This is a genomic window from Peribacillus sp. TH16 (assembly GCF_016651095.1).
Classification (GTDB): Bacteria; Bacillota; Bacilli; order Bacillales; family DSM-1321; genus Peribacillus; species Peribacillus butanolivorans.
In genome coordinates, this window is the sequence record NZ_JAEKEM010000002.1 from 249,742 (window position 1) to 264,171 (window position 14,430).

Annotated in this window: 15 protein-coding genes and 1 riboswitch; all 15 genes read right to left on the reverse strand. The window is 39.0% G+C overall.

The window, feature by feature from the left end:
* Positions 1-361: 361 nt before the first annotated feature.
* Positions 362-1,381, reverse strand: a complete 1,020-nt coding sequence (locus JFV29_RS01215) for a thiazole biosynthesis adenylyltransferase ThiF (protein WP_201180784.1) — start codon at positions 1,379-1,381, stop codon at positions 362-364.
* Entirely contained in the window at positions 1,378-2,145 is a 768-nt protein-coding gene (locus tag JFV29_RS01220; protein ID WP_057214788.1) for a thiazole synthase, read from the reverse strand. Before JFV29_RS01220 ends, JFV29_RS01215 begins: the two co-directional genes overlap by 4 nt.
* A 1-nt stretch (position 2,146) precedes the next feature.
* Positions 2,147-2,350, reverse strand: a complete 204-nt coding sequence (thiS, locus tag JFV29_RS01225; protein WP_201183285.1) for a sulfur carrier protein ThiS — start codon at positions 2,348-2,350, stop codon at positions 2,147-2,149.
* 14 nt (positions 2,351-2,364) lie between these two features.
* Positions 2,365-3,489 carry a glycine oxidase ThiO gene (gene thiO / locus JFV29_RS01230; protein ID WP_201180785.1) on the reverse strand — a complete coding sequence of 375 codons (1,125 nt, stop codon included), beginning with the start codon at positions 3,487-3,489 and terminating at the stop codon, positions 2,365-2,367.
* A gap of 1 nt (position 3,490) precedes the next feature.
* Positions 3,491-4,102 (reverse strand): thiazole tautomerase TenI, encoded by a 612-nt coding sequence (tenI, locus tag JFV29_RS01235; protein ID WP_201180786.1) that lies wholly within the window; start codon positions 4,100-4,102, stop codon positions 3,491-3,493.
* A 40-nt stretch (positions 4,103-4,142) separates the two neighbouring features.
* Positions 4,143-4,919, reverse strand: coding sequence for a CbiQ family ECF transporter T component (locus JFV29_RS01240; protein WP_201180787.1), 777 nt, complete (start codon positions 4,917-4,919; stop codon positions 4,143-4,145).
* A 16-nt stretch (positions 4,920-4,935) separates the two neighbouring features.
* Positions 4,936-6,405: an ABC transporter ATP-binding protein gene (locus tag JFV29_RS01245; protein ID WP_201180788.1), complete on the reverse strand. Its 1,470-nt coding sequence runs from the start codon at positions 6,403-6,405 to the stop codon at positions 4,936-4,938.
* Between the two features lie 12 nt (positions 6,406-6,417).
* Positions 6,418-7,002: an ECF transporter S component gene (locus JFV29_RS01250; protein WP_201180790.1), complete on the reverse strand. Its 585-nt coding sequence runs from the start codon at positions 7,000-7,002 to the stop codon at positions 6,418-6,420.
* Positions 7,003-7,014: 12 nt separating this feature from the next.
* A complete protein-coding gene (tenA, locus tag JFV29_RS01255; protein ID WP_053345866.1) occupies positions 7,015-7,698 on the reverse strand; it encodes a thiaminase II in 684 nt (227 codons plus the stop codon).
* A gap of 152 nt (positions 7,699-7,850) precedes the next feature.
* Positions 7,851-7,979: riboswitch (TPP riboswitch) on the reverse strand.
* 215 nt (positions 7,980-8,194) lie between these two features.
* On the reverse strand, positions 8,195-9,346 hold the full coding sequence (locus tag JFV29_RS01260) for an acyl-CoA dehydrogenase family protein (RefSeq protein WP_201180792.1): 1,152 nt from the start codon (positions 9,344-9,346) through the stop codon (positions 8,195-8,197).
* Between the two features lie 221 nt (positions 9,347-9,567).
* Positions 9,568-10,314 (reverse strand): SDR family NAD(P)-dependent oxidoreductase, encoded by a 747-nt coding sequence (locus tag JFV29_RS01265; RefSeq protein ID WP_201180794.1) that lies wholly within the window; start codon positions 10,312-10,314, stop codon positions 9,568-9,570.
* Positions 10,315-10,367: 53 nt separating this feature from the next.
* The gene (locus JFV29_RS01270; protein WP_201180795.1) at positions 10,368-12,005 is read right to left on the reverse strand and encodes an AMP-binding protein; all 1,638 of its coding nucleotides are present in this window, start codon (positions 12,003-12,005) and stop codon (positions 10,368-10,370) included.
* A 19-nt stretch (positions 12,006-12,024) separates the two neighbouring features.
* A complete protein-coding gene (gene menB / locus JFV29_RS01275; RefSeq protein ID WP_053345862.1) occupies positions 12,025-12,825 on the reverse strand; it encodes a 1,4-dihydroxy-2-naphthoyl-CoA synthase in 801 nt (266 codons plus the stop codon).
* Between the two features lie 19 nt (positions 12,826-12,844).
* Complete coding sequence (locus JFV29_RS01280) at positions 12,845-13,246, reverse strand: MaoC/PaaZ C-terminal domain-containing protein (RefSeq protein WP_201180797.1); 402 nt, start codon at positions 13,244-13,246, stop codon at positions 12,845-12,847.
* A gap of 18 nt (positions 13,247-13,264) precedes the next feature.
* Entirely contained in the window at positions 13,265-14,419 is a 1,155-nt protein-coding gene (locus JFV29_RS01285; RefSeq protein WP_200949460.1) for an acyl-CoA dehydrogenase family protein, read from the reverse strand.
* Positions 14,420-14,430: the final 11 nt, after the last annotated feature.

Genomic DNA, 14,430 nt, shown 5'->3' on the forward strand with positions numbered 1-14,430 from the left:
AAGGTACACGGCAAGTGTATAGAGGATTAGTCAGCAGTGATATGAGAGGTTTTAAATAAGTAGGACTAGCATAGGTTGAAAACTAGGAGAAAAAGGATATCTGCTAAATTCGTTTTGTTATGCAGAAACTCTTTTATTTCTTTGGTTCAATGAACCTGAAAAAGGCACACTGATGTCAGACAAAGACGTAGGCTTTTCACGCTTAACAAGGTTTCCATCCCCTACTTGACCACCTAAGCAATAATATCGGAGGTAAATATATGCTAGTTTTATGGGTGATTGATAGCTTGAAATAAACGGATAGCACATCTTTGCCTAACACTCTTTCAGTGTGAATTTTCATTTTACTGACTGCAATAATTTAGCCTAAATAGCGATGATACAACGATTTTGCTTCTGCGATTTCTTTTGTTCCATGAATCAGGGCCCGACCATCTTTAAAAACAACTAATCGATGAGGCCCGATTGTGAATGAAAGTAAATATGGATTTCGAACGATTTTACCACCTTGAGCAAGCAGATTTTTTTCAAGTTGCACTAAATCTCTTTCAAACTTCATTGCTGGGCGAATCTGGACAGACTCCCTCCCGCATAAAACCGCTGTTTTTGTTTGATTTAGATAAGAAAGGTGTGGGTAGGTTCGCTTTGACCCACATGACAAACAGCTGTCTTTTTTTAATTTCTTTACATTTATGGCTGTATGCTCATTTTTCCAAAGGTCAAATGAAACGATTTTATTTCTAAGGGAATCATAATCTTCCACAAGAATTTTTAATGCTTCAGTCAGTTGATAAGCAACAACCGTTTGAACGGCGGGACTAATAATTCCAGCCGTATCACAGGTTAATCCACCAATTGGAACCGTTTCCAGCAAACAATTCAAACATGGAGTTACTTCTGGGACAATTGTGTAACTTATTCCATAGCTCCCCACACACGCTCCGTAAATCCATGGAATTTTGAATTTTTGTGATATATCATTAATCAGCATCCTTGTATCAAAATTATCGGTGGCGTCCAATATTAAATCGACTCTGTCAACGAGTCGCTCCAGTTCCTCCACTGACACATCCAACACATGTGATTTTACAATTACATCTGAATTTAGCGCTTTCAATCGATTCTCCGCCGCCACTGCTTTTGGCATTCTTTTTTCAGCATCTTCCTCACAATAAAGTTGCTGTCTTTGAAGATTACTCCACTCCACATAATCTCTGTCAACAATGGTCAGTTTTCCAATTCCTGCTCGCACAAGTCCTTCAGCACTTCCCGTACCGAGAGCCCCTGCTCCAATCACCAAAACGTGTTTCTTAGAAATTTTCTGTTGCCCTTCGACTCCAATTGGTGAAAAGAGTTCTTGGCGTGAATAACGTTCATTCATCCAATGCTCATTCCTTCAACTGGACTGCTTGCTATAGCGTACTCATTTTTTTCAATTCTCCCTGCTTCATACCCTAAGCGCCCTGATTCAATAGCAAGCTTCATTGCTTTCGCCATTTTGATTGGATCTTTGGCACCCGATACAGCTGTATTAAGCAATACACCATCTGCCCCTAATTCCATGGCAATCGTTGCATCCGATGGTGTTCCAATTCCAGCATCAACAATTACCGGAACATTGGACTGTTCAATAATAAATCGTAAGTTTAGTCGGTTTATAATACCTTGGCCTGATCCAATTGGAGAAGCTCCAGGCATAATCGCATGACATCCTACTTCTTCTAAACGTTTAGCAAGTAACACATCATCAGAAGTATATGGTAACACTATAAAACCTAGCTTTACTAATTCCTCTGCTGCCTTTAGTGTTTCAATCGGATCAGGCAATAGTGTTTTTTGACAACCAATCACTTCTACCTTTATCATGTCACAAAGCCCAGACGCCTTGGCAAGCTGAGCTATTCGGACAGCTTCTTTGGCCGTTTTAGCTCCTGCTGTATTGGGAAGAAGTGTATATTTTTTCAAATCAAGCTTTTCTAAAAAATTTGGTTGGCTAGCTTCAAAAATATTCATTCTCCGAACTGCAAATGTTAATATTTCAGTCTCTGAAATCTCCACTGCTTGCTTCTGAACATCGAAACTTGAATATTTCCCAGTACCTAATAGTAATCTTGAAGAAAATTCATAAGAACCAATTTTTAACATATCATCCGCCTCCTACAAAATGTACAATCTCAACTTTGTCTCCATTTGACAAACGCGTTTCATTCTGATATTCTTTTTCTAAAATTTCATCATTTAATTCCACAATCACGACTTTCTGATGTAAGCTAAAATGCTGCAATAACTCCGCAACAGTTGACTCATTAGCAGGAATTTGTATTTTTTCTCCATTAATAATTAATTCCAATTCATTCACCTCTATTATGAAAAAATTGTATTTATCGAACGATCCACTCGAAAAGCAGACCATTCAGAATTTGCCTTTCTTTCAACTATATCTGCTATAAGTACACCCGTAATAGGAGATAGTAGAATTCCATTCCTAAAGTGACCCGTTGCAATAAAAAGTCCATTGTATGCTGGATGTTCTCCAAAGTAAGGTAGGCCATCTCCTGTTTGAGGACGTATTCCAGCCCATGCTTTTTCCCACTCCGTTTCTTTAAGTGCTGGAAGCAGATGTGTTGCCTTTTCTATTAATGTTGAAATTCCTTCGATACTTACCTTTTGGTCAAAAGTGTGAGCTTTAACCGTCGCACCAACAATGATTCTCCCGCCAACTTTAGGTACAAGATAGCACCCATGTGAAAAAATCGTTTTTTCAAGCAATGGACGATTAGTCAAAACTGAAAAGCACTCGCCTTTTACGGGATATGTATCAAGCTTTACCCCGGCCTTTTCTAGAAGAAAATTGCTCCATGCTCCACTTGCTACTATTACATTTTCACTAAAAAATTCTCCTATATTAGTGACCACACCTCTTACACACGCGTTTTCAATAATCAAATCAGAAACATGTACATATTCCTTTATATCAGCGCCTAGAGCAGCAGCAGATTTAGTAAAAGCGAGCGACAACCTAGAGGCCGAAACTTGTCCATCCTTTGGAATATACATACCACCTCTAATCTCATCAGAAAGAAGAGGCTCCTTTTTTCTTATTTCAGCAGTTGTAAACCATTCCGCCTCAAGCCCGGCTTTTTGCTGGATTTTGATCATGTTCTTCAAATCTGATTCTTGTTCACTAGTAAGTGCTACCTTAAACATTCCTTTGTTAACTAATTCAATATCAATCCCGCTTATGTCTTTTAATTCTTCCGACAGCTCGGGAAACATCCCCCTGCTTTGTCTTGCTAATGTAAAAAGCGGGTTATCAGATTCTAACTCGGATTGCGCTCCTAACATCCCGGCAGCTGCACTAGATGCTTTACTAGCAAGTCTATCTTTCTCTAATAAAAGGACTTTTTTACCTCGTTTAGCTAATTGATAAGCAATAGACCCTCCAATTACACCACCACCTACAATGATCGCATCATATATGGAATTCATCTTATATCTCCTTTCCTAAAGACCTTGCATACTCTTTTGCAGATTGTATTGGATTTTCCGCTTCTAGAACACCTGACATAACCGCGATCCCTTGTGCACCTGAATTTAGTACAAGTTGACTATTAGATGGTGTTATTCCACCTATTGCAATAATAGGTAGTTTGATATTCATCGTGATTTTTTGAAGCTCCTCTACTCCCTTAGGAGCGAGACCTCGTTTTGAGTTTGTTTCGAAAATATGGCCATAAATCGCGTAATTGGCTCCATTATGGAAAGCAGCCTTTGCTTCATCAAAGGAATGAATAGAGCTCCCAACCCTGATTTCTGGAAATGCTTGCTTTACGACTCTGACATCTAAACTATGAAAAGCCAATTGCACACCAAAAACCTTCATAGCCCAAGCTACATCCACTCGGTCATTAATAATGATTTTAGACAACGGAATCTTTTTTTCATGTAATAAGGTCACAGCTTTATAGAGTTGTGACGCACTCATCTGCTTTTCTCTAAGATAAAAGAAATCAACATAATCCTGAATGTTTGAAGCAATCTCAACAAACTTTTCAATTGGCTGTTTCCCAGTAGAAATAATATGCAATTCTTGTGCATTCATACTAAGAACTCCTTAACGATAATAATCAATTCTTCTTTAATCAAATTGATAAATACGGAAATTGGACAGATAGATAAAACCCTGCCAACAACAAGATGACAAAATACAGAATGAACCCATGGTCATTTTTAGAAAACCCAAATTCATAATAGTATGTTCGATTCCTGGTATCTGAAAATCGTTTGGCCTCCATCGCAACCGCAATCCGGTGAGCCCGTCTAATACTTCCGGATAACAACGGAATGGAGTAGGCTTTCATTTTAAAATATACGGATCTTATTCCTTTTTTCCTTTCGACGCCACGTACCCTCATCGCATTCCGTATCGTTTGAAATTCCTCCAACATGATAGGAATAAGCCTTAACGCCGCCATGAAACTATAAGCATATTTAGGTTTAAGCTTAACTTGCTGCATTAAGGAATAAAACAGGTTGACAGGTCTCGTCGTTAACGAAAAAGTTAATCCAAGTACCGCAAAAAGCAAGGCTCGAAAGCCAACCAATAATCCCCTCATGAAACTCTCTTCCGTAATCGAAATGAGTCCCCACTTAAACCAAAGTGTTTCCCCTTGTCCGAATAATATAATTGCAGAAGAAGTAGATAAAAAAATGAAACAAAAAGGAATTGATAGGAGTAAAATACGTTTTATCGGATGACCGGAAAAACACAAAAATAAAAGTAAAACACCCATGGTAACGTTAATCATATAATTTAGGTCTTTAATAAATAACGCCACCATACATAACACAATTAATACAAAAAGCTTAAGGCTTGGATTAATCTTATGGAGCCATGTTTCTGCACTCGAAACATTCACTTACACGACACCCCTTCTATAGTGATAAAACTTCGGTCTCTAAAAACGCTAGTTGCTTGCTAATCTTTTCATCACTAATTACTTTCCCATCCTTAACCGTCCAGATCCTAGTTGCAAAGTTTTTTGAAATATGATCATCATGGGTTACCATAATCACTGTAATACCCCGCTTTCGATATTCCTCGAACCATTCCAGTAAGGCAAAGGTATTTTTCGAATCTTGGCCAAAGGTAGGCTCATCTAAAAGAATGATCTTTTTTTCTTTCACTATTGAAGCCGCTACACTTAATCGCCGCTTTTGACCCATCGATAATTGAAAAGGATGTTTATCGCGATGGGCCGTAAGGTGGAACACTTCAAGCAGTGCATGAACTCTCTCTTCTATTTCTTGAGGAGGCTTTTTGTCAATTCGTAATGAATAAGCGATTTCTTCATATACAGAATTCGCAACGAATTGAAACTCAGGATTTTGAAAGACAAACGTCATGTAATCTGTTAGATTTTTCACCTTTTTAATCGAGGTTCCCATCAAATCATAATAACCATTCGTTTTAATGAACTGCATCAGTGCATGCAAAAGCGTACTCTTGCCCGCTCCATTTTCTCCGCTGATGACAATCCATTCCCCTGAGTGGATCTGCAGCTCTTCAACCATAATTTTTTCTTCCTTTTTTCGGAAACCTCTAAAACCTTGCATTTGCATAATGGGACCGCCATCATTAACTTCCGTTTGTTCACGAATGGGTGCATGGTCATGAATATACTCATCCCAAACACCAGGGAACCAGATTCCATGTTCTTTCATTTTGTTTTTGTATAATGAAAGAATGTTGTCTTTGGGACCATCAGCAATGATTTGACCGTTATCGTTAAAAAGCACTATTCGTTCGATAAATTCTAAAACATGGTCAATTTTATGTTCAACGATAATAACGGTCTTGTCTTTGCCAATTTCCTTTAAAACATCCCAAATTTCTTTTGTTCCAACCGGATCAAGCATAGCGGTTGGTTCATCTAAAAATATCACTTCAGGTTCAAGTGCCAATACTGACGCAATCGCTAAACGCTGTTTCATCCCGCCTGATAATGTATCAATACTTGTATGGATATCATCTAAGTGTAATCCTACCTGCCGGATATGATTGTGAATCCTTTCATTCATTTGCTGCTTAGGAACGGAAAGGTTTTCAAGGACGAAGGCAATTTCTTCATCTGCAAATGGCATACAAAACTGACTATCTGGGTCTTGAAAAACATATCCCCATGAAGAAGGGCTCTCCAGTTCTTTCGCTTTCATCGGGACTTCAATGGAATGTGGGATCAGCCCACTTAACACTTGCAAAAGTGTAGACTTTCCACATCCGGACGGTCCCAACAATAGAACTTTTTCACCTTTATCAAACGAGACGGATAAGTCCTTGAATATCAAGGACTCATCACCGGGAAACTTCAATCTTAACTTTTCAACAAGAGCTATTCGTTCCATACTTATCAACCTCTACTTTTGATCCAGTGCAGCATAATCCTTACTTGATACTGGACGAACTAGATTAGTTACTCCTGTTGCTTCTAATACTTTTACTAGATAGTAAGCAAATACACCAGCAAAGAAAATTGACCCGATAAATCTTGCAATCATAAATAATAGTAAATTCCAAAGAGAGAGGGCACCAATTTCTCCGTATGCAAAATCCATGAGGACCGATCCTACACATGAAGCTATCGCCGCTAATACAGCAACCGACATATTAAACTTTTTATACCTGAACGCCATAAACACCAGTTCCGCGAATACTCCTTGTACAACTCCATATAAGAGTACGGTTAATCCCCACGGTGAACCTAAAAAGAATTCACCGGACGCTGCCGCGATTTCTGCCAACAGAGCCACACCCGGTTTCCTCATAACTAAAAAGGCAACGGGCCCTGCTATAAACCACATTCCATAAATTAATTGATCTACATGTAACCCTAATGGTTTAACGGAATAATATATCGAACCCCAAAGGATATAAACTATTCCAAATGCGACGGCAATCACGATTGTGACTAAAATATCCGTTAATTTCAACCCTTTTCTCATTGTCAATCTCCTTTATACTTCTAATGTTTCCTTATGCACTGGCCAAGTTTCTAAGCGATAAGCCATTTCCCAAAATGAGTATTCATATTGACTGCTAAGGATAAAATGCTCTTTCATTCTTTCTTTGTCTTCTTCCGTTACTTTTTCAGCGATCTCATCAAGTCTCGCGATTTGTTCTTCTACCAACGTACGGAACCATTCTCCTCCGTATGCCGCAATCCACTCTTGATAAATTGGCTCATCAGGTATACACCCTTGCAGTTTTTCACCTATTTCATAGTACAGCCAGTAACACGGTAAGATGGCCGCAATCACATCCCCTAAATGGCCAGAATACGCGGCACGATACATATGGGATGTGTAGGCATAGGCAGTAGGAGCAGGCTTAAAGTTTTTCCTTTCTTCTTCTGTAATACCTAATCTCTCAGAAAAATTTTCATGAAGCTTTAATTCAGCTTCATATGTTCCTTGTGCATGGCTTGCTAGTCGACTAGTTGTATGTAAATCTGTTGCTTTGACTGCACCTAAAGCTTGAACTCTAGCAAAGTGAGATAAATAATATGCATCTTGCATGACATAAAAACGAAAACACTCTACTGGCAATGTGCCATCTCCAATTCCTCTAACAAACGGGTGATTGAAGCTTGCTTCCCAAATATGATCTACTTCTTTACGAATGACCTCTGAAAATTTCATTTTCTATACCTCCAAATTTGTATTTTATTAAGCAATGAAACTGGATAAATAATGATTGGTTACCTATAATCACCTCTTTTGAGCAAATAAAAAACCACTTCCTTTACCGACGTAAAGAAAGTGGTTGTACTTGAAATAATACATAAACGTATTGTTTCATGACCCCACTTCCCTACGCTGGTGTAAACCAGATCAGGTTCTAAGGGTCTTAAAGTTATACTTTAATCTCAGCTTCTGCGGTAAAATTGACTTTTACCTGTAAAGCACCCCTAGTGGTACAAATTGTATATTTAGTTCATTTGCCTTTATATTAACACGTTCAATCTAATTGTCAAACTTATTAAATAAAGTTTTTTTTAGTAATGTATAAAATCCAACGATATGTTAAATAAAAAATCGCCTAACATACTCTTTGGAAATCGAACTTAATCACATAAAAAATATTCTCTATTAACCTTAAGCAAAGTTTATTTTACTATTAATCCTGCTTTCCTAATTATCGTTGGTACTGTTTATGAAGCTGAGCCGCTATGATATTCTTTTGGATTTCGGATGTACCTTCATAAATTCTCGTAATACGTGCATCACGATAAAAACGTTCAATGGGAAATTCAGAAATGTAACCAATCCCTCCATGAATTTGGAGAGCCTTATCAGCTACACGATTATACGTTTCTGAACCAAGTAACTTGACCATAGCCGCATTTTTAATGACGTTCTTTTTTTGATCAACCATCCATGCAACGCGATAGGTCATGGATCGAAGGGCTTCTGTATCTAATGCCATATCTGCCAAGTAATGTTGAATAATTTGTTGTTCGAAGATTGGTTTGTCGAACTGAATTCTCATATGAGCAAAATCAATCGACATCTCAAGTAATTTTTCACACGACCCTAGGTTTCGTGCTGCCATTCCTGCACGTCCATTCGCCAAGATTTTCAGGGCATTCATATACCCTTGCCCCTCTTCACCCAATACATTCTCAACTGGAACTTCACAATCCTCAAAGAAAATTTCAGAAGAATGTGAACCATGAAGGCCCATTTTCCGTTCGATTTTTCCTAGTTGAAATCCTGGGGAGTCTTTTTCGACGATAAAAGATGTGATTCCTTTTGCACCCTTAGAAGGATCTGTAACAGCCATTACTGTAAACACATCTGCGATTGGAGCATTAGTAATGTAATGTTTGCTTCCATTCAGGATATACTTTTCGCCCTTTTTAACCGCTGTTGTTTTCAGATTTGAGGCATGTGAACCTGCGCTTGGTTCAGTTAAAGCAAAAGCGCCAATTCTGTCACCTGATGCCATGTCAGGTAAATATCTGCGTTTTTGTTCTTCATTTCCCATCTCTACAATTCCAACGCCGCCAATTCCCGTATGTCCGCCTATTACTGTTGTATAACCGTTATGTGTTCTTCCCAACTCCTCTAGAATGGCGCATTTCCCAACCATATCAATGCCTAACCCACCATATTCTACAGGAATACTAAGGCCAAACAGTCCCATTTCTTTCGATTTCCCCATAATGATTTCTGGGATTTCATTGCTTTCTTCAATTAACATGGCATGTGGTTCTACTTCGTTATCAATAAATTCTCGGATTCCTTGTTTTAAAATTTTGATATCGTCTGAAAATTCAAAATTCACGGTATTTTCTCCCCCTTCTATTGGTATTAGGTTTAATTCCTTAACCCGATTTCTTTTACATATAGGAGGATACTATTCTCCTAAGCTTCGAAATAATACAAATGGCTATCAAATCAAACAAAATCAACCTATTTGACCCACTGGGTGATTAAAAATCCTAAGAAATATTTTCAGGCTATAGTTTTCCTTTTTGTGATTACCATTTAATCAGTTTCATAAAGTCAAACCATGGTTAAGCCGCCATTGACGGAAAGAGTTTGCCCAGTTACATATCCTGCTTCTTCCGAAACAAAATAGGCCACAGCACCGGCAATATCTTCTGGTTGAGCTAAACGACGGAACGGAATCGCTTTCTCCAAAGCTCCAGCTATTCCTTCATTGTAAGAACCAATTTCTTGAAATAAAGGCGTGTCGGCTGGACCTGGCGCAATACAATTGATGTTAAGCTTATGACGTGCCATTTCTCTTGCTATTGTTTTCGTGAACGCAATGACCCCACCCTTAGCAGCCGAATAGACGGCCTCACCGCTAGATCCGATTCTTGCTGCATCCGACGCAATATTGACTACCTTTCCGTAACCGTTTTCAATCATAAGCGGTAAAATTTCCTTACAAGTATGAACTTGACCCAGTAAATTAATATCGATAATCCTTTTCCAAGTGCTTGGATCACTTTTTAGGAAAGGTTCTACTTTGTCCCATCCTGCATTATTAACCAATACATCAATCTTTTGATAAAGGCTCACTGATTCTTCAACTGCTTTTTTCACACTCTCTAAACTCGTTACATCACAATAGACGGCCTTAGCTTCATAACCCGCTTGCTCAATTAAAGAAACAGTTTCTTCTGCGTTTTTACTATTGATATCGGCCACAACAATGTTCATATTTCGAGAGGCTAATGTTTTAGCAATCTCTCTACCAATTCCGCTTCCTGCTCCAGTGATAAATGCTACTCGGTTATTCATCATAAATCCCTCCATTTTTATCATGAAATTGCTATTGGTTACATTAACTGGTCCTATATTTTGTCTTGTATCTTTTCGTTTATCATTTCCCGAAGACGGAACTTCTGGATTTTCCCGCTAGGAGTACGCGGAAAATCATCCATGATTTCAAGTTGTTCTGGCCAATATTGTTTGGCCAAACCTTTTTCATATAGAAATTTCTTTAATGATTCCATTGTAATCGGGCTCTTCCCTGGTCTTACGCTGATACATGCACATGCTTTTTCCTGAAGCCTAACATCTGGTACAGCAATGACCTGCACGCTTGAAATATCCGGGTGTTCATATAATACGTTTTCTACGTAAGCGACTGGTATATTTTCACCTCCACGAATGATAATGTCTTTGTTTCTTCCAGAAATCCTGATATATCCTTCTTCATCCATAATTGCTCGATCACCGGTAATGAACCATCCGTCCTTATGTTCTGCAATGGTGTCATCAATCCTCTTCAAATACCCGACAAATAGGGCAGGACCCCTAGCAAGTAAATCACCTTCTTCATTTGGAGCGCAGATCTTTCCTTCAAAATTCACTACTTTCAACTCCATTTCCGGAAATGGAACCCCATCGGTATTTGTCAGTTTTTCTGCTGAATCTTCAAGTCTCGTCAAGGTCACTAGGCCATCTTCTGTTTGTCCCCATCCTGACAATATTTTGAACCGTACTTTTTCCGCCGCATCTTTCACCAACTGCCTTGGAATCGGGGCGCCTAAAGCTACAAAGACTCGGAATGAGTTAAGATTGTACGTTTCTATTCCCTCCATTTGAATCATATCTTGCAGAAAGGGAGTCGCACCCGCTGTAAACGTTATCTTCTCCTTCTCAATCCATTCAATAAATTCATTCGGATTCCAAATGTCTTGATAAACACCTGTACCCCCAAAATGAGTTGGTAGCCTCACCCCATAACCAAATCCAGTTTGATGAGCAAATGTTGACGCCATGAATAGGACGTCATCGGATGTTAAATGTAAATGGTCAATCCAGTAATTCGTTGATACACAAAGAGTATTATGTGTATGCATGACTCCCTTTGGACTCCCCGTCGTTCCCGATGTAAAGATAATTTCGGTAACATCATTTGGGTCATGTATGATTTCATCCAAAATGGATGCATCCATCCGCTCTTCCCAAGGTTCCTCAAGCAAAGAAGAGAAAGATTTCATCCCATTCGGCACTTCGTTCCCTATCACATAAATATGTTCTAATGAAGGCCATTTATGGCTTAGCCTCTCAATCATGGCAGGATAATAAAAACCTCGGAAACTATCTGGAACAACGATCATTTTAGACTCTGCCATTTCGACCATATAGCCAATTTCCCGATCACGATAAATCGGAATTAAGGGATTGCTTATGGCGCCTATCCTTGTAACCGCATAATGAAGGATAATGAACTCATTCCAATTAGGCAGTTGAAAAGAGATAACATCTCCTTTTCCCAATCCTATATTCAAAAGGCCTAAAGCGATTCGATCAACCAACTTACCGAGTTCCTTGTAAGTAAAACGGCTTTTTTTATCAATAATCGCTATTTTATCTGGATCCTTCTCTATCGCATCATTTAAATAATCTAAAATCGTTCGATTTGGCCAAATACATTGATATTTTTCCACATATTCTTGACTCAAAATCGTATCCAATTTCACTAGTTTCCATCCCCCCTCATTACCTTCTGAACTTTTTAAAATCTACTGGCCGCTTTTCTAGGAAAGCATTCTTTCCTTCTTCCGATTCTTGCGTGTTGTAAAACATCGCTAGACTGCCCATCGATAGCTGAGAAATCCCTTGGATGTTTGCACTATCAGCATTAAAGGAGTATTTAAGCATTTTAAGCGCTGTCGGGCTCTTCTCGAGAATCTTTTCCGCCCATTCTTCTGCTGCTTGTTGCAGCTGTTCTGCGGGAACGATTTTGTTCACAAGTCCCATTTCTTTTGCTTCTTGTGCAGTGTATTGTTCACACAAATACCAGATTTCCCTTGCTTTCTTTTCACCGACAATTCGGGCTAGATAAGCAGAACCAAATCCGGCATCATAACTTCCTACCTTAGGCCCACTCTGGCCGAATTTTGCCGTTTCAGATGCAATCGTTAAATCACAAACGACATGAAGGACATGCCCACCTCCAATAGCAAATCCATTAACCGCTGCAATAACAGGCTTTGGGATATTGCGGATTGTTTGGTGTAGATTTTCAATTTCCAACCCCATCCCTCCCCCTAAACCTCCAGAATAATCATATCCACCTTCTTCTCCTTTTTCTTTTTGATCTCCACCGACACAAAATGCCTTCTCTCCAGCTCCTGTCAAGATTACCGCGCCAATACGGTTATCGTCCCAAGCATCACGGAAGGTCCAAATTAATTCTTGAACTGTTCTTGCACGAAAAGCATTGTAGACTTTAGGCCGATTCATTGTAATCTTTGCAATCCCATTGGTTTTTTCATATAAAACATCTGTTAATTCCATCGTATTAATCCCTCCATTGTCATAATAGTTTCAGAATAATTTTCCCTTGAATCACGTCAATACGAAGTTCATTCCTCAATCGAACTTTTATTGTGATCCAATTTCGCTGTACATTCACATCAATAATCTCTATCTCTGCTGTAATCGTGTTGTCGATTTGAACTGGATGTATGAACACTAATTCCTTTTGTATAATGACACATGGTCCACCTGGCAACTCTTTACTGATTGCCTCTGTTAGGAGACCTTCGCTTAAAATTCCTGGGACCAGTGAGCGACCTAAATCTTTACTGAAAAATTCCGGGTCATAGACATCATTGAAATCCTGCGTTAACAAACTCCAGCGCTTCACATCATCCTCTGTAAAGGTTCTTTGCACTCTTGCAATTTGACCGATAAAATAGCAATCTACCTTTTCCATACACTACAATCCTCTAGTTTAATATGATCTGAATTCTTTTCCAATAATGTCTTTTGCAATGACCATCATATTGGCTTGAGCAGTTCCATCACCAATTTCTAAACCAATGACGTCACGTAAACGTTGCTCTAGCGGCATTTCCTTCGTATAAGCATAGTGGCCGTTCAACAGTAAACATTCATGAATGGCATCTACACTATATTTTGGACCTAACCATTTTACTGAAGCTGATTCTTTACTATGGTTCAACCCTTGATCACGAAGCCAAAGTCCTCGATAGGCTTGCCACTTCACAAGCTCTAACTGAGTATAGTGAGTCACTATTGGGAATGAAACTCCTTGATACGTTGCCAACGGCTTGTTAAAAGAATGTCTAACTTTCACATGTTCGATGGTCTCATCAATACTTTGTGAGGCAGCCCCAACACATTGCAATCCAATTAAGAGCCGGCTTAGATCAAACCCATTCATCACCTGGGAAAAGCCTTTATTCTGAAGACCGATCATATACTCTTCTGGAACTTCTACATCGTTTAAATAGATAGAACCTCTGCTAATTGGAATATTACCCATGTCTTTGTAACCTTTGCATTCAACTCCTGGAAGATTGGCAGGAACTATAAAAGCGCTAATTCCCCGATTTCCTAATTCAGGTTCTGTTTTTGCAAATATAACAAAGGCATCTCCACATGTAGCTACGCTAATTCCTGACTTTTCTCCATTAAGAACATATACATTCCCTTTATGTACTGCTGTTGTTTTAATCCCGCCTGCATCCGTCCCTGCCGATGGTTCTGTAATAGCGATGCCGACAATTTTTTCCCCGCTCGCAATTTTGGGAAGCCATTCTTTTTTCAATTCCTCTCTAGCGTGATTATTGATAATTTCACCTATTAACGCATTCAACATCACAGCATAGGTTAGATTGAAATCACCTCGTCCTATCTCCTCCGCAGCAATCCCCGTTGTCACACAGTCGGCACCGCTACCGCCATACTCAACTGGAATCCGCAGGCCATTTACGCCTAACTCCCCAAGCTTTTTCCACAAGTGTCTTGGAGTAATCTCTTCTCGATCCCACTTTGTATAGTGAGGAAGCAGTTCCTCCTTCGCAAATTCTTTCAACATTTTACGAAAATAATCTTGTTCTTCTGTAAAGGAAAAATTCAACATATTATTACCTC